12 protein-coding genes and 1 pseudogene are annotated in these 19,824 nt (G+C 65.4%); 8 read left to right on the forward strand and 5 right to left on the reverse strand.

Annotated features, from left to right (window positions below; all coding sequences use genetic code 11):
* Positions 1–9: 9 nt before the first annotated feature.
* Genes NJG22_RS07220 through NJG22_RS07230 form a run of 3 tightly spaced genes read right to left on the reverse strand, consistent with a single transcriptional unit; the run spans position 10 to position 4,608 of the window.
* Entirely contained in the window at positions 10–1,338 is a 1,329-nt protein-coding gene (locus tag NJG22_RS07220; protein WP_253093396.1) for a TldD/PmbA family protein, read from the reverse strand.
* Positions 1,338–2,780 carry a TldD/PmbA family protein gene (locus NJG22_RS07225; RefSeq protein WP_253093397.1) on the reverse strand — a complete coding sequence of 481 codons (1,443 nt, stop codon included), beginning with the start codon at positions 2,778–2,780 and terminating at the stop codon, positions 1,338–1,340. Before NJG22_RS07225 ends, NJG22_RS07220 begins: the two co-directional genes overlap by 1 nt.
* Positions 2,781–2,811: 31 nt before the next feature.
* The gene (locus tag NJG22_RS07230) at positions 2,812–4,608 is read right to left on the reverse strand and encodes an acyl-CoA dehydrogenase (protein WP_253093398.1); all 1,797 of its coding nucleotides are present in this window, start codon (positions 4,606–4,608) and stop codon (positions 2,812–2,814) included.
* Between the two features lie 77 nt (positions 4,609–4,685).
* Between NJG22_RS07230 and NJG22_RS07235 the strand changes: the two are divergent.
* Positions 4,686–4,910 (forward strand): annotated as a pseudogene (locus NJG22_RS07235) (hypothetical protein).
* A 275-nt stretch (positions 4,911–5,185) separates the two neighbouring features.
* Here the strand turns inward: NJG22_RS07235 and putA are convergent.
* On the reverse strand, positions 5,186–9,139 hold the full coding sequence (gene putA / locus NJG22_RS07240; RefSeq protein WP_253093399.1) for a trifunctional transcriptional regulator/proline dehydrogenase/L-glutamate gamma-semialdehyde dehydrogenase: 3,954 nt from the start codon (positions 9,137–9,139) through the stop codon (positions 5,186–5,188).
* 360 nt (positions 9,140–9,499) lie between these two features.
* On the opposite strand from putA, the gene putP reads away from it, so the two are divergent.
* The 5 genes from putP to NJG22_RS07265 all read left to right on the forward strand — a co-directional run bounded on the left by putP (position 9,500) and on the right by NJG22_RS07265 (position 16,324).
* Positions 9,500–10,978 carry a sodium/proline symporter PutP gene (gene putP / locus NJG22_RS07245; protein ID WP_253093400.1) on the forward strand — a complete coding sequence of 493 codons (1,479 nt, stop codon included), beginning with the start codon at positions 9,500–9,502 and terminating at the stop codon, positions 10,976–10,978.
* Positions 10,979–11,121: 143 nt separating this feature from the next.
* On the forward strand, positions 11,122–11,958 hold the full coding sequence (gene rlmJ, locus NJG22_RS07250) for a 23S rRNA (adenine(2030)-N(6))-methyltransferase RlmJ (RefSeq protein WP_253093401.1): 837 nt from the start codon (positions 11,122–11,124) through the stop codon (positions 11,956–11,958).
* Positions 11,959–12,192: 234 nt separating this feature from the next.
* Positions 12,193–13,947: a carbamoyltransferase gene (locus NJG22_RS07255; protein ID WP_253093402.1), complete on the forward strand. Its 1,755-nt coding sequence runs from the start codon at positions 12,193–12,195 to the stop codon at positions 13,945–13,947.
* On the forward strand, positions 13,934–14,836 hold the full coding sequence (locus NJG22_RS07260; RefSeq protein ID WP_253093403.1) for a glycosyltransferase family 2 protein: 903 nt from the start codon (positions 13,934–13,936) through the stop codon (positions 14,834–14,836). Before NJG22_RS07255 ends, NJG22_RS07260 begins: the two co-directional genes overlap by 14 nt.
* Positions 14,837–14,896: 60 nt before the next feature.
* Positions 14,897–16,324, forward strand: a complete 1,428-nt coding sequence (locus NJG22_RS07265) for a hypothetical protein (RefSeq protein WP_253093404.1) — start codon at positions 14,897–14,899, stop codon at positions 16,322–16,324.
* A gap of 4 nt (positions 16,325–16,328) precedes the next feature.
* Here NJG22_RS07265 and NJG22_RS07270 read toward each other — a convergent pair whose 3' ends face one another.
* A complete protein-coding gene (locus NJG22_RS07270; RefSeq protein ID WP_253093405.1) occupies positions 16,329–16,991 on the reverse strand; it encodes a phosphotransferase in 663 nt (220 codons plus the stop codon).
* A 125-nt stretch (positions 16,992–17,116) separates the two neighbouring features.
* Between NJG22_RS07270 and msbA the strand changes: the two genes are divergently transcribed.
* Positions 17,117–18,934: a lipid A export permease/ATP-binding protein MsbA gene (gene msbA / locus NJG22_RS07275; RefSeq protein ID WP_253093406.1), complete on the forward strand. Its 1,818-nt coding sequence runs from the start codon at positions 17,117–17,119 to the stop codon at positions 18,932–18,934.
* Positions 18,928–19,824: a GNAT family N-acetyltransferase gene (locus tag NJG22_RS07280; RefSeq protein ID WP_253093407.1), complete on the forward strand. Its 897-nt coding sequence runs from the start codon at positions 18,928–18,930 to the stop codon at positions 19,822–19,824. Before msbA ends, NJG22_RS07280 begins: the two co-directional genes overlap by 7 nt.

A 19,824-nucleotide genomic window follows, 5' to 3' on the forward strand; every position in this document is an offset into this window, starting at 1 on the left:
TCCTGCCGATCACAAGGTCAGGGTCAGCCCTTTGACCAGCGCCCCAGGCAGATGACTCGACCCGGTGCTGCGCTCGCTGTAGGTGCTGCTCGACAGGATCATCTCGCGTTCCTGGGTCAGGTCCTCCAGCTGGCTGCCCAGCAGGTTGTACAGGCTGTCGTCGAAGCGCATAGTGCTCACCGGCCCCTGGATCTGCCCGTTCTCCACCCAGAAGGTGGCGAAGCGGGTCAGGCCGGTCATGCGTGCCGCTGGCAGGTCCGAGTAATTCAGGTACCAGAGGTTGCTGATGTACAGGCCGGTGCCCAGGCGCTCGAGGATTTGCCTGCTGGCCAGGTTGCCCGGCGCCAGGCTCAGCGCGCAGGGCGATTCGTAGCTGTCGGCGCCATTGGCCTGCAGGGCGAACTCGGCGGCGCTGCGGGCGCTGACCAGACGCTCCCGCGCCTGGCCCTCGCCAATCAGCGGCAAGTCGCGGCGCGGCGAGCCTTCATCGGAGAACGCCGGGCTCAGCGAGCCGCTGACCTGTTCGCTGAAACTCACCAGCGGGCTCAGCCGCGCATCGCCGTTGTACAGGCGCTGCAGCGGGCTGTTGCCGGTGGCCAGGGCCTGGGCCGAGAAGCCGCCCCAGCCGAGCATGCCGGCAATCTCGTCCATCGCCGCCGGGGCCAGGTAGGCGCGGTAGCTGCCGGGCTTGAGGGTGATCGCCGGGCGGCCGAGATGCGCAAGCTGCTCGCGGGCCTGGCGCAGGCGCGCGACGAAGGCCTCGGCGCTCCAGTGCTGGCCGGCATAGTTGGCTTTGACCGCCTGGCCATTGCCATGGAACAGGCTCCAGTCGATGTTGAAGCTGTTGGCCTGGTGCCAGCCGAAGGCGCCGAAGGAGCTGGCGAAACCCCGGCAGATGGGGCCGGCGGCATAGATGCCGACCAGGTCCAGGTCGCCGGCTTCGCGCGCGATCAAGGCCAGCACTTCGTCTAGCTCAGGCAGCGTCGGCTGCAGCAGACTGTGGCTGTGCCAGGCGCTTTCGTCGAGGCTCAGGTAGGGGTCGAGCGGCAGCAGCGCCAGGGTCTGGCGCAGTTGCTCGAGGCCCTCCTGCAGGCGCTGGCGGTCGAGCCTGGCATCGTCGCCCAGGGTGATGTGCTGCTCGGCCTGGCGGCCTTCGCGCACCAGCCGCAGCTGTACGCTGGCCTGGCTGACCAGCCCGGCCTGGCGCACCTTGGCGTGGTTCAGGCGCACGAACTGCGAGTGCTCGGCGCTGTAGCCGAGGGTGAACTGTTCATCTGCCGCCACGGCGCCACGCAGGGCGCCGAGCAGTTCTTCGAAACGTTGTTGATAAGTGCTCATCAGGCGTCTCCCCCGAATACGTCGATCTGGCGGAATACGCAGGCCGGCGAGGCATGGCCGACCCGCACCACCTGGTTGGGCTCGCCCTTGCCGCAGTTGGGTGTGCCGAGCACCTGGAAGGTGCTGCGATCGCCGACCGCCGACAGGTTGCGCCAGAAGTCGGCGGAGATGCCGCGGTAGTTCGGGTTCTTGACGATGCCCTTGAGCTCGCCGTTTTCGATCAGTTGGCCCCACTCGCAACCGAACTGGAACTTGTTGCGTGCGTCGTCGATGGACCAGGAGCGGTTGGTGCGCATGAGGATGCCGTGTTCGATACCAGCGATCAGTTGCTCCAGCGACTGCTCGCCCGGCTCGATGTTGAGGTTGGCCATGCGGTCGATGGGCGCGCGGTTCCAGCTGCAGGCGCGGCTGTTGGCGACGCCGTCCAGGCCCGAGCGCAGTTGCGAGAGGGCGCCACCCAGGGGGCGCACCAGCAGGCCATCACGGATCAGGAACTGCTTGCTGGCCGGGGTACCGTCGTCGTCGAAGCTGTAGCTGGCCAGTTCCTCGTGGATGGTCGGGTCGAAGGTCACGTTGAGCAGTTTCGAGCCGTATTGCAGGTGGCCGAAGTCGCTGGCCTTGACGAAGCTGGTGCCGGCGTAGTTGCGCTCGTCGCCGAGAATGCGGTCCATTTCCAGCGGATGGCCGATGGATTCGTGGATCTGCAGCATCATCTGGTCGGGCATCAACAGCAGGTCGCGGCGGCCGCTCGGGGTGTTCGGTGCCAGCAGCAGTTGCAAGGCCTCGTCAGCCACGCGTCGGGCCGCGCCGATCAGGCCGCAGCGCTCGATCACCTCGAAACCACCCTGCTGGCCGAAGTTGTCGCGGCCCAGGGTACGGCTCTGGCTGTCCTGGCCATTGCTGGCGGTGACGCCCAGGCCTGGGTAGATGAAGCGCTGGGCATGGCGCAGCTCGGCGCCGGCGGAGTTCAGGTAGGTCTGTTCGACCAGGCTGATGCCCAGGCTCGCCTGCCAGTCCACCAGGCGTACGTCCTTGGGCACGCTGGCCGATTCGGCGGCGAGCAGCTCAAGGCAGTCGGCGAGGTTGGGCAGGGCTTGCTCGAAGTTGGGCGAGACATGGTCGTGGCGCGCGCTCGGCGCGGGCTGGCCGCTGAGGTCGAGCAGGCTGTGGGCCTTGATCTGCCGGGCCAGTGCCTCGGCCTGTTGCAAGGCCCTTTGCAGGCCGCCCTGCGACAGGTCGGCGGTGGCTGCGTAGGCCTCGACGCCCGCGACCCGCACGGTGAGCATGGCGCCCTCGTCGCGGCTGAAGTACGGCGGTTCGGCGACGTTGCGCCGAACCGACAGGGACTGGTGCGATTGCTTCACATGGCGAAGCGAGAACACTTCGGCCGTGCTGCGCAGCGCGGCGAAGCGCTGGCGCAGCAGGGCGCTGGAATCGAACATGCGGGAACCTCCGTGTGCGCGGTGGCTCCCCCTAGAACCACCCCTCTTGCATTGCGAGGCAAGTGTCGTCGCGGGCCTCGAGCAACGCGAGGTCATTATGGCAGCCCGGCACCTCCCAGGTGAGGAAATAACGCGCGGCCTGCAGCTTGCCCTGGTAGAAGTCGCGGTCGCTGCCCTTGAGCAGGCCAACCTCGGCATGGATGGCCTGTTCCAGCCAACGCCAGCCGATCACGCAGTGGCCGAACACCCTCAGGTACAGCGCCGAGTTGGCCAGGGCGCCGGCGACCTTGCCCTGGGCCAGGTCGCCGAGCAGGGCCAGGGTCACGCCTTGCAGGCGGTTGACCAGTTGTTCCAGCGGCTGGCGCAGCGGGTCGAGGCTGGGGTGCCGGCTGGCACGCTCGCAGGTGGCGGCGATATGGCGGATCAGCTGCTTGAGGCCGGCGCCGTCGCTCTGCGCCAGCTTGCGCCCGAGCAGGTCGAGGGACTGGATGCCCTCGGTACCTTCGTGGATCGGGTTGAGGCGATTGTCACGGTAGTACTGCTCGACCGGGTATTCACGGGTGTAGCCGTGGCCGCCGAGGATCTGGATCGCCAGTTCGTTGGCCTTCAGGCAGTAGGCCGAGGGCCAAGACTTGACGATGGGGGTGAGCAGGTCGAGCAGCTCCTGGGCCTGGCGACGGGCGTCGGCATCCGTCGCGGTGTGGCTGTCGTCGAACAGCCGGGCGGCGTACAAGCCGAGGTCGAAGGCGCCTTCGACGTAGGCCTTCTGCGCCAGCAGCATGCGTTTCACGTCGCTGTGTTCGATGATCGGCACTGCCGGGCTGTGCGGGTCCTTGTTGTCCGGCAGGCGCCCTTGGGGGCGCTGGCGGGCGTAGTCCAGCGAATACAGGTAGCCGGCATAGCCGAGCATCACCGCGCCCATGCCGACGCCGATGCGCGCCTCGTTCATCATCTGGAACATGCAGGCCAGGCCCTGGTGCGGCTGGCCGACCAGGTAGCCGACGCACTGGCCATTGTCGCCGAAGTTCAGCGCGGTGGAGGTGGTGCCGCGCCAGCCCATCTTGTGGAACAGCCCGGCCAGCACCACGTCGTTGCGCGGGCCCAGGCTGGCGTCGGCGTTGACCAGGTACTTGGGCACGATGAACAGCGAGATGCCCTTCACCCCGGGCGGTGCGTCCGGCAGTTTGGCCAGCACCATGTGCACGATGTTCTCCGACAACTCGTGGTCGCCGCCGGAGATGAAGATCTTGTTGCCCTTGAGCCGGTAGCTGCCGTCGCCTGCGGGTTCGGCGCGGGTGCGGATATCGGCCAGCGACGAGCCGGCATGGGGCTCGGTCAGGGCCATGGTGCCGTAATAGCGGCCCTCGATCATCGGCTGCAGGAACAGCCGCTTCTGCTCGTCGCTGCCGAAGCTTTCGATCAGGTTGGCCGCGCCCATGGTCAGGAACGGGTAGGCCGTGGTGCCGGCGTTGGCGGCCTGGAAGTGGGCGAAGCAGGCTTGCGATAGCAGGCTGGGCAACTGCATGCCGCCGACGTCGAAGTCGCGGTTGGCATTGAGGAAGCCCGCTTCGAGGAAGGCATCCACCGCAGGTTTCACGTCCGGGATCAGCTCGGCGCGGCCGTCCACGTAGCGCGGCTCGTTTTCGTCGGCCTTGCGGTTGTGCGGGGCGAAGTACTTTTCGGCGATGGTGCGGGCGGTGGCCAGTGCCGCGTCGAAGGTCTCGCGGCTGTGCTCGGCGAAGCGCGGGCGCTGGGTCAGGGCCTCGGCGTCGAGGACTTCGTAGAGCTCGAAGGCGAGGTTGCGGCTGCTGAGGAGTTGCTCGGACATGGCGGCATTCCTGGTTCGGGATGTCGCCAGTCTAGGTGGGGGGCTGGGCAGGGGACAGGTTAATTGGTCCGGGTGATATGGGTTTAAAAGGTAAGGTTTTGGGCGGAAAGACCCAGTACTACCAGGGTGAAGGCATGACCGACCCGCTGTTCTGCATCGAACCCGGCATCCCCTGCCAACGCGCGTGACCTGAGCATCACCGTGATCATGGATAAAAAGCCCAGTTGCTCTGTGCGTCGCATTATCTGAGCGCCCTGGCCAAGGCGCTGATGGATGATGCCGAGCTTGGCATGGAGCACTGAGATCTGTGCTGTCAGTGCCGGCTTCTTCGCGGGCAAGCCCTGCGGGAGACTTGAAGATGGTGACAAACCTGTAGGAGCGGCCTTGTGTCGCGATGGGCTGCAAAGCAGCCCCGGCGATCTTTGCAACAACGCTGAAATCCCGGGGCTGCTGCGCAGCCCTTTCGCGACACGAGGCCGCTCCTACAGGGAGCGTGCCAGGTCGAAATCTCAGCAAGACAGTTGCTCACAAAAAAGGAGAGCCTGAGCTCTCCTTTTTCGTTCCACGACCGACAGCGTCAGCCGATGGTCATCAGGCTGGCGTTACCGCCCGCGGCAGCCGTGTTCACGCTCACCGCACGCTCGATCACCAGGCGCTCCAGGGCGATCTGGTGGTCACCGCTGGACAGCCCGTGCACGCCGACGATCGCGCCGGCGCGCTTGGCCACCTGCTCGCAGACACCGCGCAGTTGGTCCGAATCACCGTGGTGAATGACGGCGTCGAAGGCCACCTCGTCCTTGCTCCAGTCGGCCACCAGCTTGATCTTCGCTTGCAGCTCCTTGGGCAGTCGAGCGCGCACGGTCTTGGCCGGCTCGCCATCCTGGAACAGTGCAGTGCTGCCCACGGCCAATACCGCCGCCAGCTGTGCCAGCAGGTCGGCCTCGTTGTCGGCCAGGCACAGCACGTGCTCGCGTGGCAACACGGTATAGGTGTTGCGCTCGCCGGTCGGGCCTGGCAGCACGCGGCTGATGCCGCTCTGCGACTGCTCGGCAAACTGCTCGCACAGGGCGGCCAGGTCGCTCAGCTGGCTGCTGGCAGCCCAGGTCTTCAGCGTGTTCAGCGGCTTGAGCTGCTGGTCGCGCAGGGTGGTGTCGGCGGCAACCCGCGCGTCGTCGGCCTGGAAGTGGCGGGCGATGGCGTCGGCCGGGCGGGTCGACAGCAGGCGGTACAGGTACAGCGGGCCGCCGGCTTTCGGGCCGGTACCCGACAGGCCTTCACCGCCGAACGGCTGTACGCCGACCACGGCGCCGACAATGTTGCGGTTGACGTACATGTTGCCGGCGTTGACGTTGTCCACCACCTTGGCGATGGTCTCGTCGATGCGGGTGTGCACGCCCAGGGTCAGGCCGTAGCCGGAGGCGTTGATCTGCTCGATCAACTGGTCCAGGTCCTTGCGGTTGTAGCGCACCACGTGCAGTACCGGGCCGAAGATCTCGCGCTTGAGCTCGTCGAAGCTCTCCAGCTCGATCAGGGTCGGCATCACGAAGGTGCCGCGCTTGATCTCTTCGCCCTCGGCGATGGCTACCTGGTAGACGGCGCGGCCTTTGTCGCGCATGCCCTGGATGTGCTTCTCGATACCCGCCTTGGCTTCGGCATCGATCACCGGGCCGATGTCCACTGGCAGGCGCTCCGGGTTGCCCAGGCGGCTTTCGGCCATGGCGCCCTTGAGCATTTCGATCACGCGGTCGGCGGAGTCTTCCTGCAGGCACAGCACGCGCAGCGCCGAGCAACGCTGGCCGGCGCTGTCGAACGCCGAGGACACCACGTCGATCACCACCTGCTCGGTCAGTGCCGAGGAGTCGACGATCATCGCGTTCTGGCCGCCGGTTTCGGCGATCAGCGGGATCGGCCGGCCCTGGTTGTCCAGGCGTCCGGCGATGTTGCGTTGCAGCAGGCGGGCGACTTCGGTGGAGCCGGTGAACATCACGCCCTTGACGCGCTCGTCACCCACCAGGCCGGCACCGACGGTTTCGCCGCGGCCGGGCAGCAGTTGCAGCACGCCTTCGGGGATGCCGGCGTCGAGCATCAGGCGCACGGCCTGGGCGGCGACCAGCGGGGTCTGTTCGGCGGGCTTGGCCAGTACCGGGTTGCCGGCGGCCAGGGCCGCAGCCACCTGGCCGGAGAAGATCGCCAGCGGGAAGTTCCACGGGCTGATGCACACCACCGGGCCCAGCGGGCGGCAGTTGTCGTTGCGCAGGTCGTTGCGTGCCTGCACCGCGTAGTAGCGCAGGAAGTCCACGGCCTCGCGCACTTCGGCGATGGCATTGGCGTAGGTCTTGCCGGCTTCGCGCACCAGCAGGCCCATCAGCGGCTGGATATCGGCTTCCATCAGGTCGGCGGCGCGTTCGAGGATCGCGGCGCGCTCGGCGGGCGGGGTGGCCTGCCAGATCGGCGCGGCGTTCAGCGCGCACTGGATGGCATTGTCGACGTCGGCGACGGTGGCTTCTTGCACATGGCCGACGATGTCGCGGTGGTCGGCAGGGTTGAGTACCGGCGCGGCGGCCTCTTCACTGGCGGCGCAGGCCAGCAGCGGAGCGGCTTTCCAGTCGTTGTGCGCGGTTGCCAGCAGGGCGCAGGACAGCGACGCCAGGCGGTGTTCGTTGGCCATGTCGATGCCGGCCGAGTTGGCCCGCTCGTTGCCATACAGCTCACGCGGCATGGGAATGCGCGGGTGCGGCAGGCCGATGCTGCCTTCCTGGGCGCCCATGCGCTCGATGCTGGCGACCGGGTCGGCGACCAGTTCCTGGATCGAGATCGAATGGTCGGCGATGCGGTTGACGAACGAGGTGTTGGCGCCGTTTTCCAGCAGGCGGCGGACCAGGTAGGCCAGCAGGGTTTCGTGGGTGCCGACCGGGGCGTACACGCGGCACGGACGGTTCAGCTTGCCTTCGGAGACCTTGCCTACAACCTGCTCGTACAGCGGCTCGCCCATGCCGTGCAGGCACTGGAACTCGTACTGGCCCGGGTAGTAGTTCTGCCCGGCGATGGTGTAGATGGCCGACAGGGTGTGGGCGTTGTGCGTGGCGAACTGCGGGTAGATGGCTTCTGGCACGGCCAGCAGCTTGCGCGCGCAGGCGACGTAGGAAACGTCGGTGTACACCTTGCGGGTGTACACCGGGTAGCCTTCCAGGCCCTCGACCTGGGCGCGCTTGATCTCGCTGTCCCAGTAGGCGCCCTTCACCAGGCGGATCATCAGGCGGTGGCGGCTGCGCTTGGCCAGGTCGATGACGTAGTCGATCACGTACGGGCAGCGCTTCTGATAAGCCTGGATGACGAAGCCGATACCGTTCCAGCCGGCCAGCGACGGCTCGAAGCACAGGCGCTCGAGCAGGTCCAGCGACAGCTCCAGGCGGTCGGCTTCCTCTGCGTCGATATTCAGGCCGATGTCGTATTGCTTGGCCAGCAGGGTCAGCGACAGCAGGCGCGGGTACAGCTCGTTCATCACGCGCTCGTACTGGGCGCGGCTGTAGCGCGGGTGCAGGGCCGAGAGCTTGATCGAGATGCCTGGGCCTTCATAGATGCCACGCCCGTGCGAGGCCTTGCCGATCGAGTGGATCGCCTGCTCGTAGGAGGCCAGGTATTTCTGCGCGTCGTGCTCGGTCAGCGCGGCTTCGCCGAGCATGTCGTAGCTGTAGCGGAAGCCCTTGGCTTCGAACTTGCTGGCGTTGGCCAAGGCCTCGGCGATGGTCTCGCCGGTGACGAACTGCTCGCCCATCAGGCGCATGGCCATGTCGACGCCCTTGCGGATCATCGGTTCGCCGCTCTTGCCGATGATGCGGGTGAGCGAGGAGGTCAGGCCGGCTTCGTTGTGGGTGCTGACCAGCTTACCGGTCAGCAGCAGGCCCCAGGTGGCGGCGTTGACGAACAGCGACGGGCTGTTGCCCAGGTGCGGCTGCCAGTTGCCGGTGCTGATCTTGTCGCGGATCAGCGCGTCGCGGGTGCCTTTGTCGGGGATGCGCAGCAGGGCTTCGGCCAGGCACATCAGCGCCACGCCTTCTTGCGAGGACAGCGAGAACTCCTGCAACAGGCCCTGGACGATGCCGGCACGGCCGCCGGCGCTCTTCTGGTTGCGCAGTTTGTCGGCCAGGCCTGCGGCCAGCTTGTTGGTGGCGTCTGCCTGCGCGGCCGGCAGACGCGCCTGCTCCAGCAGCATCGGCACCACTTCCTGCTCGGGGCGGCGGTAGGCGGCGGTGATCGCCGAGCGCAGCACCGACTGTGGCAGGATGCTTTCGGCGAATTCCAGGAAGCACTGGTGGGCGTGGTCGGCTGGCACTTCGCCGGCGTCGTCGCCGGCCGCGCTGGCGTGGCCGTTGAGGTCGTTCAGGGTGGCGCCACCCTCGAGCTTCTCGAGATAGTTGAAGATCGCTTGCTTGATCAACCAGTGCGGCGTGCGGTCGATGGACTGCGCAGCTGCTTTGAGTCGCTCACGGGTCGGGTCGTCGAGTTTGACCCCAAGGGTGGTCGTCGCCATTTCTTATCCTCGTTATTGGCCACGGATGTGGCCTAAGCTGTGGGCAAGATTAGCCTGTAGGACAATCGGGGTGCAACCGGGTGCAACCCGAATTTTTCGCGCCTTGGGTGCAACTCGTCTGAAGGGGGTTTCTGAACAGCCGAAAAGGTCGTTTTTGGTGCATTTAAGTATGAAGAAGGCTGTTTTTGCTCCGAAAGGGAGCAAGAAAAGGGTTTTTTCTGAAAATGCAGGGTCGGGTGCAACTTGCAAATGAAAAATGGTTGCACCTGATTCATGTTGTTGCATAGGATGCGCCGCCTGGGTGCAACCGTCTGCTGCATGGCGGCTGCAAGAGATAAAAACAACGCCAGGGCACAACTCATGGGCAATCCACTAACGATCACCTTCGTGATCTACATCGCGGCAATGGTGCTGATCGGCTTCGCCGCCTATCGCTCCACCAAGAACCTCTCTGACTATATTCTCGGCGGCCGTAGTCTCGGCAGCGTGGTCACCGCGCTTTCCGCCGGCGCATCGGACATGAGCGGCTGGCTGTTGATGGGCCTGCCGGGCGCCATTTACTTCGCGGGCCTTTCCGAGGCCTGGATCGCCATCGGCCTGACCGTCGGCGCCTACCTGAACTGGCTGTTCGTCGCCGGCCGCCTGCGCGTGCAGACCGAGCACAACGGTGACGCCCTGACCCTGCCGGACTACTTCGCCAGCCGCTTCGAAGACAAGACCGGCCTGCTGCGCATCATCTCGGCCATCGTCATCCTGGTGTTCTTCACCATCTATTGCGCTTCCGGCATCGTCGCCGGCGCTCGCCTGTTCGAAAGCACCTTTGGCATGCCGTACGAGACCGCCCTGTGGGCCGGTGCCGCGGCGACCATCGCCTACACCTTCGTCGGTGGCTTCCTGGCGGTGAGCTGGACCGACACCGTGCAGGCTTCGCTGATGATCTTCGCGCTGATCCTGACCCCGGTGATCGTGCTGATCTCCACCGGTGGCTTCGACCAGACCTTCGCGGCCATCGAGGTGGTCAACCCGGCGCACTTCGACATGTTCAAGGGCGCCACCTTCATCGGCATCATCTCGCTGATGGGCTGGGGCCTGGGCTACTTCGGCCAGCCGCACATCCTGGCGCGCTTCATGGCCGCCGACTCGGTCAAGTCGATCGCCAACGCCCGTCGCATCTCCATGACCTGGATGATCCTGTGCCTGGCCGGTACCTGCGCCGTGGGCTTCTTCGGCATCGCCTACTTCTCGGCGCATCCTGAGCTGGCGGGCCCTGTCACCGAGAACCACGAGCGTGTGTTCATCGAGCTGGCCAAGATCCTGTTCAACCCGTGGATCGCCGGTGTGCTGCTGTCGGCCATCCTGGCGGCGGTGATGAGCACCCTGAGCTGCCAGCTGCTGGTGTGCTCCAGCGCCCTGACCGAAGACTTCTACAAGGCCTTCCTGCGCAAGAACGCTTCGCAGAAGGAGCTGGTATGGGTCGGGCGCATGATGGTGCTGGCCGTCGCGCTGATCGCCATTGCCATGGCCGCCAATCCTGAGAACCGCGTGCTGGGCCTGGTGGCCTACGCCTGGGCTGGCTTTGGTGCCGCCTTCGGTCCGGTGGTGCTGATCTCGGTACTGTGGAAAGGCATGACCCGCAACGGTGCCCTGGCTGGCATCATCGTCGGTGCCCTGACCGTGATCCTGTGGAAAAGCTACGTCGGCCTCGGCCTGTACGAGATCATCCCAGGCTTCCTGTTCGCCAGCATCGCCATCTTTGTGGTGAGCAAGCTGGGCAGCCCGTCGAACAGCATGGTTTCGCGCTTTGAAACCGCTGATGCGCAGTATCACGCCGACAAGTAATACCTGCTGATTCGGCGCTGTCCCTGTCGCGGGGCAAGCCCGCTCCCACGCAGCCTCTACAAGGGGCGGGGAGCGGGCTTGCCCCGCGATGCTTTTGGCGGCCGCCAAGGCAAGGTAAACTTGCCGCCTTCGCAGGAGCCGCCATGAACTATCGTCACGCCTTCCACGCCGGCAACCATGCCGACGTCCTCAAGCACATCGTGCTCACCCGCCTCATCGCCTTGATGTCGCGCAAGGAGCAGCCGTTCGCCTACATCGACACCCACGCCGGCCTTGGCCTGTACGACCTGCAGGGCGATCAGGCGAGCCGTACCGGTGAATATCTCGAAGGCGTCGCACGTCTGTGGAATCGCGACGACCTGCCGGCCGTCACCGCCGATTACCTGGGCGTGATCAAGCGCCTGAACAAGAACGGCGAACTGCGCTACTACCCAGGCTCGCCTGAATTGGCCCGGCGCCTGATGCGCGAGCAGGACCGCGCCCAGCTCAACGAAAAGCACCCTGAAGACGGCGTGCTGCTCAAAGAGAACATGAAGAAGGATCCGCGTGTCACCGTGCACCTAGGCGAGGGTTGGCACATCCCGCGGGCGCTGCTGCCGGTGCAGGAAAAGCGCGCGATCATGCTGATCGATCCGCCGTTCGAGCAGGCCGACGAACTCAAGCGCTGCACCGTGGCGATGAAGGAGGCGATCGGTCGCATGCGCCAGACCGTCGCGGCCATCTGGTACCCGATCAAGGACCAGCGCTCGCTGACCCGCTTCTACCAGGACCTCACCAGCACTGGCGCGCCAAAGCTGCTGCGGGTCGAGCTGTACGTGCACCACCAGGACAGCCCCCAGGGCCTGAACGGCTCGGGCCTGGCCATCGCCAACCCGCCGTGGGGGCTTGAGGACGAGCTCAAGACGCTGCTGCCGTGGCTGGCCAAGGAGCTGGCGCAGACCGCCGGCAGCTACCGCATGGACTGGCTGATCGCCGAGTAAGTCGCGCGCCCCCTGTAGGAGCGGCCTTGTGTCGCGAAAGGGCTGCAAAGCAGCCCCGGCAATCCCCGCGACACAACGGAAACCTGGGGCCGCTACGCGGCCCTTTCGCGACACAAGGCCGCTCCTACAAGGGGGCGGTGTGTCCGCGATCTTTGCGTTATAATCCCGCCCTTTAGCCGCCATCCGCCCGAGTGGCCGGTGGCGCACTTCATACCGATTTGAGAGGCTAGACCCTTGGCACTGACGATTCTTGGCCTGTCCGGCGCCCTTAGCCATGACCCTTCCGCGGCCCTGTACATCGACGGCAAGCTGATTGCCGCCGCCGAAGAAGAGCGCTTCGTGCGTGACAAGCATGCGAAGAACCGCATGCCCTACGAGTCGGCGAAGTTCTGCCTGGAACAGGCCGGCATCAAGCCGTCCGACGTCGACGTGGTCGCCATTCCGTTCGCTCCCATCAGCCTGTTTGGCAAGGCCCGCTGGCACTACGCCAAGCGCTACTGGTACGCCCCGGACCGCGCCCTCGACGCGCTGCTGATGGGCAATCGCCGCTACAAGCGCTACCGCAAGAAGATCGTCTGGTGCCTGGAGCAACTGGGCTTCGATCCGAAGAAGATCAAGATCGAGCCGGTCGAGCACCACCTGGCCCACGCCTCCAGCGCCTACCACTGCTCGGGCTTCAAGGAAAAAACCGCGATCCTCGGCATCGATGGCAAGGGTGAGTACGCCACCACCTTCTTTGGCTACGGCGAAAACGGCAAGATCCACAAGATCAAGGAATTCTTCGACCCAGACTCGCTGGGCGGCCTGTACGGCGCGATCACCGAGTTCCTCGGCTTCGAGATGCTCGACGGCGAATTCAAGGTGATGGGCATGGCGCCGTATGGCGACGCCAGCAAGTACGACTTCTCGCGCCTGGCCAGCTTCGAAAACGGCGAGCTGGTGATCAACACCGAGTACGCCAACGTCATCGGCCTGCGCCGTTACAAAGAGCAGGGCAAGGGCTTCTACTTCTCGCCCAAGCTGATCGAATGGCTGGGCCCGAAACGCGAAGGCGACATCGCCGACGAGCCATACATCCACTATGCCGCCAGCATGCAGGCATTGTTCGAGAAGCTGGCCCTGCAGATGATCGACCACTACCTGGGCGACATCCTGAAAGAGACCGGCAAGCTGGCCTTCGCCGGCGGCTGCGCGCTGAACGTCAAGCTGAACCAGAAGATCATCGCCCGCGACGACGTCAAGGAGCTGTTCGTCCAGCCGGCGTCCGGCGACGCAGGCACCGCGGTCGGTGCCGCGGCCTACGTCTCCCACGCCCGTGGCGTGCCGGTCGAGAAGATGGAACACGTCTACCTCGGCCCTGCGTACTCCAACGAGGACGTGATCGCCGCCTGTGCCCGTCACCCGAACCAGCCTGCCTGGCGCAAGCTCGAGAACATGCCCGAGCAGATCGCCAGGATCATGGTCGACGGCAACCCCGTGGCCTGGTTCCAGGGCCGCATGGAGTTCGGCCCGCGCGCCCTGGGTGGGCGTTCGATCATCGGCTGTCCGAGCGTCGCAGGCGTGGCTGATCGCATCAACCACCAGATCAAGTTCCGCGAGCGCTGGAGGCCTTTCTGCCCGTCGATGCTCGATACCGTGGCGCCGCAGATGATCAAGATCGATCATCCGGCACCGTTCATGACCTTCACCTTCGAAGTGGCTGAAGAGTGGAAGAGCCGCGTGCCGGAAGTGGTCCACGAGGACGGCACCTCCCGTGCCCAGGTGCTCAAGCGTGAGTACAACCCGCGCTACTACGACATGATGAAGGCCCTCGAGAACCTGACCGGCAACGGCGTGTCGCTGAACACCTCGCTGAACCGCCGTGGCGAACCGATGATCTGCTCGCCGACCGATGCCCTGAACATGTTCTTCGGCTCGGACCTGCAGTACCTGATCATGGAAGACATCCTGGTGGTCAAAGACGGTGCGCCGGCGTATGCCGACGCCTGAGGTGCTGATCAGCCTGGTCATGCCGGCCTACAACTACGCGAACCTGCTGCCACGGGCGCTGGATTCGGTGTTGTGCCAGTGGGCGGATGACCTGGAGCTGATCGTGGTCAACGATGGCTCCACGGACAACACCGGTGAGGTATTGGCCGGCTATGCCGCGCGCCATCCGCAGCTGCAGGTGCTCGACCAGGCCAACGCGGGCGCGGCAGCCGCGCGCAACAATGGCATCGCGCAGGCGCGCGGTGCCTATGTGCTGCTGCTGGATGCCGACGACGAACTGACTCCGGACGCCATTGCCACCCTGCGCGAGGTGCTGGCCGCCAACCCGCAGGCCGGGCTGGTGCTGGGGGCGCAGATCTCGGTGTTCCCCGACGGCGAGGAGCGTCTGCGCCTGCCGACGCCCGTGCCGCGTGCCGGGGCCCTGGCGCTGGCGCGCCGTTACCTGCTGGAAAAGCGTATTTCCATTTCGCATTGCTGCACCTTGTTCGCCCGTGAGCTGCTCCTGCGTCGTCCGTACCCACAAGGGCTGCGTACCGGCGAGGATATTCCGGTGTTCGCCTACCTGCTGGTCAATGCCCAGGTCGCATTGACCAATCAGCCGTTGGCGCGCATCCACAAGCATGCCGACAGCCTGCGCCACAGCCGCGAAAACGAGGAAGAATACGCCCTGGGCATGGTCCGGGAAGTGTTCGCCAGCTTGCCTGCCGAGTGCCAGGTACTGCGTCGGCGCTATACGGCGCAGCGCTACTTGTCGCTGTTCCGCGCCGCGTTGCTGGCTGGCGACCGCCGCTCGGCACGGCGCTTCTATGCCAAGGCCCTGCGCCTGAGCCCTGTGCAGGCCGCGCGTTGGGCCTATTTGCGCAAGGCCTTGCGTTTGCTCAAGGCCTGACACAATCACACTTTATTGCTGAACGGGATGGGAAACGCGGTGGGTTCTTACGTTTCAAGGATGGTCGCGACCTATCCGGTACGACTGGCATTTATCGGCAGTTTGTTGCTTTCGTTGATCGCCGTGCTGGGGACCAGCGCCCTGGGTCGCGACGCGGCCTTCTACATGAGCATCGCTCAACGCATCAGCGTCGAAGGCCCGCAAGTGGCCTGGCAGGCGTTCGACTGGCCCTGGTTCACATTCCTGCTGGCCGCGACCCATGGCGTTACCCAATTGCCAATGGAGTGGTGCGCTTACTTGTGGTGTGCACTGTTCATGGCGGGTACCTGTGCCCTGTTGGTCGATGCGGTACGCCAGCGTGTGCCGGCCGCCGCCGGTTGGGCGCTGCTGGTGGTCCTGGCGATGCCGGCGGTCAACCAGTTCCGCAACGATATCATTCGCGAGTACGGCTTCTGGTTCTTCAGTGTGCTGACCTTGTGGCTGGCCTTGCAGTGGCAGGTGCGTGGTGGCTGGTGGCGGGCGACCAGCATTCATCTGGCGATTGTGGGCGCCGTGCTGTTCCGCCTGGAGGCCGTGATGCTCGAGGGGGCGCTGGGGCTTTGGCTGTTGTGCGGTTTGCGCGAACGCGGCAATCGCATGGCGTTCGTCCAGTTCGTCAGCATGCCGCTGCTGGCCGTCGTGGTGGCCGCCATGGTGCTGCTGGCCAAGGGTGGGTTGTCTTCGGGGCGGGTGGACTACTTCCTCAGCCTGGTCGACCCGCGCAAGGTGCTGGCCGCCTTCCAGGCTTTGGCCGAGCAGTTCGGCGACAGTCTCAAGCACAAGTACTCCCGTGACGAGGCAGGGCGGATCGTGTTCTTCGGCCTGCTGGCTGCCCTGGTCATCAAGTTCGTGGCCCTGAGCGGGCCGTTTGGCCTGCCGTTCCTGCGGCGTGGCACCTGGCAGGCGGTGCGTACCTACCTTCGCGAATTCCGTCCCTTTGCGTGGACGGCATTGGTCTACGGATTGGTACTGCTGCTGTTCTTCATCGCCCAGCAGTTCATGAACGGACGCTACCTGAGCTTCCTCAATCTTGCGGCAGTGCCGTTGCTGGCGGTGGGCGCGATGCTGTTTGCCCAGCGCTTCCCGCGGCTGGGCAAGGCGCTGGCGGCGGTGGCCATGCTGGTCATGCTGGCCAACGTGATCTCCACCGGCGCCGGCAAGCCGCACATCATCGAAGCGGGGCATTGGGTCGCCGCCAACGTCGACCCGCAAGCCAAGGTCTACTTCGAAGACAGCCGGGTCAGCTATTACGCGGGACGGGGTTATCCTTCGCCGTCCGCACGCCAGCAGGTACTTGAGGGGCCGCAGGCGGCGCAGTACAGCTACTTCGTCTTCGAGGCGCGGCCGGACGAGCCCTGGCTCACGGCCTGGCTGGAGCAGCACCAGATGCGCGTGCTGGCCAGCTTTGCCAACCGCAAGAAAGCGACCTTCGTGGTGATCGGTCGCTGACGGCTCAGCCGAGCAGCTGACGCAGGTTGTTCAGCAGGCGCGGGCGGGGTTTATGCTGGCCCCGCTCCAGTTCCTGGCAATAACCCTGCAGGAAGGTGGCACCGCCATCCTCGCCCAGCAGCCATTGACGGTCCTGGGGGTAGCGCAGCATATGGTGGAAGTTGCGCTCGCGCTGGCTGTCGCGCAGGGGTCGGCGCTGGTGCTGCAGGTCGGCGATGTCGATCAGCCCCAGTTGATTGTCGGGGGTCAGCACCACGTTGCCCAGGTGCAGCGAGCGGAAATACACCCCAGCTTCGTGCAGGCGCGCGACGAACTGCCCCAGTTGCCTGCGCAATGGCTGGGCCTGGGCTCGATCGTCCAGCAGCTGGCGCAGGGTGTCCCCGGGCAATGGCCGGTAGTACACGGCGTCGCGCTCGATGCTGGCGATGCGGTAGGTGGCCAGCACCTCGGGGCAGGGAATGCCCAAGCCAGACAGGGCCCGGGCGTTGCGCTCGAAGCGCCCCGCGTAGGGGAACAGCAGCGCCGAGCTGAGCAGGCGCTTGCGCCGGAACAGCTTGAGCATCAACCCGTCACGCAAGCGCAGCACCTTGTCGCCGGAGCCATCGGCTTCCAGCACCTGGGCGCCCTCGCGCAGGGCCAGGTAGGTGGGGTGATCCATTGCTTGCATGCGTAACCTCCGATCGACAGGCCGGCTATCTTAGCCGACTTGTCGCGACCTGGCCCGTGCTCGGTTCCATAGGCGAAAAACACCCTGTGTTATGATCGCCTCCTCATTTTCGTGTGCGGATTCCCATGAGCAGTCCTGAACCTCGCCCCCAGTCCACATTGGCGATCTATTTCCGCCTGCTGACGTATGTGCGCCCTTACCTCGGGCTGTTCCTGCTCAGTATTGCCGGCTTCCTGCTGTTCGCTTCGACGCAGCCGATGCTGGCCTACATCCTCAAGTATTTCGTCGACGGCCTGGCCAACCCGGATGCGGTGCTGTTCCCCAACAACCCGTACCTGGGCGAGTTGCGCCTGCTGCAGGCGGTGCCGTTGATGATCGTGGCCATCGCGGCCTGGCAGGGCGTCGGCTCGTATCTGGGCAACTACTTCCTGGCCCGGGTTTCGCTGGGCCTGGTGCACGACCTGCGGGTGGTGCTGTTCAACAAGCTGCTCGAGTTGCCCAACCGCTACTTCGACCAACACAACTCCGGGCACCTGATTTCGCGCATCACCTTCAACGTGACCATGGTCACCGGTGCGGCCACCGACGCCATCAAGGTGGTGATCCGCGAGGGCATGACCGTGGTGTTCCTGTTCTGCACGCTGTTGTGGATGAACTGGAAGCTGACCCTGGTGATGGTGGCGATCCTGCCGATCATCGCCCTGATGGTCAGCAGCACCAGCCGCAAGTTCCGCAAGCAGAGCAAGAAGATCCAGGTGTCCATGGGCGACGTGACCCATGTGGCGTCCGAGACCATCCATGGCTATCGGGTGGTCCGCAGCTTCGGCGGTGAAAGCTACGAGAAGGCACGCTTCCAGCAGGCCAGCCAGAGCAACACCGAGAAGCAGCTGTCGATGACCAAGACCGGTGCGGTCTACACCCCGACCCTGCAACTGGTGACCTACAGCGCCATGGCGGTGGTGATGTTCCTGGTGCTGCTGCTGCGTGGCGAGGCCTCGGCCGGCGACCTGGTCGCCTACATCACCATGGCCGGCCTGCTGCCCAAGCCGATTCGCCAGCTGTCTGAAGTCAGTTCGACCATCCAGCGTGGCGTGGCTGGCGCCGAAAGCATCTTCGAGCAGCTCGACGAAGCGCCCGAGGTGGATAACGGCAGCATCGAGCGTGAGCGCGTGCAGGGTCGCCTGGAGGTGCGCAACCTCAGTTTCGAATACCCCGGCACCGACAAGAAGGTGCTCGACGACATCAGCTTCGTGGTCGAGCCCGGGCAAATGGTGGCGCTGGTCGGTCGCTCCGGCAGCGGCAAGTCGACCCTGGCCGGGCTGATCCCGCGCTTCTATCAGCATGAGCAAGGGCAGATTCTGCTCGATGGCGACGAGGTGCAGGCATTCACCCTGCGCAACCTGCGTCGGCACATCGCCCTGGTGAGCCAGCAAGTCACCCTGTTCAACGACACCGTGACCAACAACATTGCCTACGGCGACCTGGCCGGCGCCCCCCTCGAGGCGGTGCACAAGGCTGCCAGCGAAGCCTATGCCGATGAGTTCATCCGCAAGATGCCGCAGGGTTACGACACCCTGGTGGGCGAAAACGGCGTGTTGCTGTCCGGCGGCCAGCGTCAACGCCTGGCCATTGCCCGCGCCTTGCTCAAGGATGCGCCGCTGCTGATCCTCGACGAAGCGACCTCGGCGCTGGACACCGAGTCCGAGCGGCATATCCAGGCGGCGCTGGACCATGTCATGCAAAACCGCACCACCCTGGTCATCGCCCACCGCCTGTCGACCATCGAAAAAGCCGACCTGATCCTGGTCATGGAGGAAGGGCGGATCGTCGAGCGCGGTTCGCACAGCGAGTTGCTGGCGCGCAATGGCCACTACGCCCGCTTGCATGCGCGTGAGTTCGAGGACGACGACGGTCAACCTGCACAAGCGGTCGATGCATGCTGAGCCTGTTACGCGTATGGCGGGAGCGGGGCTGGCAGGAGATCGACCAGGCAGACTACGCCAGGGCCTGGCACCAGTTTGGCGGCAGTTTCGCCACCCACCCCGAGGTAGTGGCGCGGCTGTCGGCGTTCGTCGGGTTGCCGGTGCGCTACCTCGGCTGGCACGTCGATGGCCAGTTGCTGGCCGCGATGCCGTGTTCCGGGCGCTACCTGGCATTGGCCAAGGAAGTGCTCAAGCGCGAAGGCAAGCGCCACCTGCTGGACCTGGGCAACGCCGAGATCATCCTGCCGGTGGCCGAAGCACAGCAGGTGCCGGTGCGCCAGCGCATGCGCTATGTGTCCGAGCTCAATGCCGGGCGCATCGCCACCCTGCGCAGCCAGCCCGAAGGCCTGGCCCTGGCCCGTGAGCCGGAGGACTATTCAAAGAAGTTCCGCTACAACCAGCGCCGCGAACTGCGCCTGCTCGAAGAGGCTGGCGGGGTGCTGCGCCCGATGGCGGACTTCACCCCCGCCCAGCAGGCGGCCATGTACACCGAGCTGTTCGAGCGCCGCTGGGGGTTCGAGGTGGCGGGCAAGCAAGGCCTGGTCGAGGTGTTCACCCTGCTGCGCGAATTCATGACCGGGTCGGTGGCGCTGCTGGCGGATGTGCCGGTGGCGATCCAGGTGCTGTACCGTGTCGAAGCGCCGGGCTGGGTGTCGCTGGAATACATCAATGGCGGGGTCGATCCGCAAAGCCGCGAGTTCAGCCCCGGCAGCGTGCTCAGCTTCGTCAATACCCAGCAGGCCTGGGCCGATGCCAGGGCCGTGGGCAAGCCGCTGCGCTACTCGTTCGGGCGTGCCGATCGCGAATACAAGGACCGCTGGTGTCGCACCGTACCGGTCTATCAGGTGTGA

Origin of the sequence: Pseudomonas sp. VA159-2 (genome assembly GCF_024126635.1) — a bacterium.
In the GTDB taxonomy this organism is placed as follows: Bacteria; Pseudomonadota; Gammaproteobacteria; order Pseudomonadales; family Pseudomonadaceae; genus Aquipseudomonas; species Aquipseudomonas muyukensis.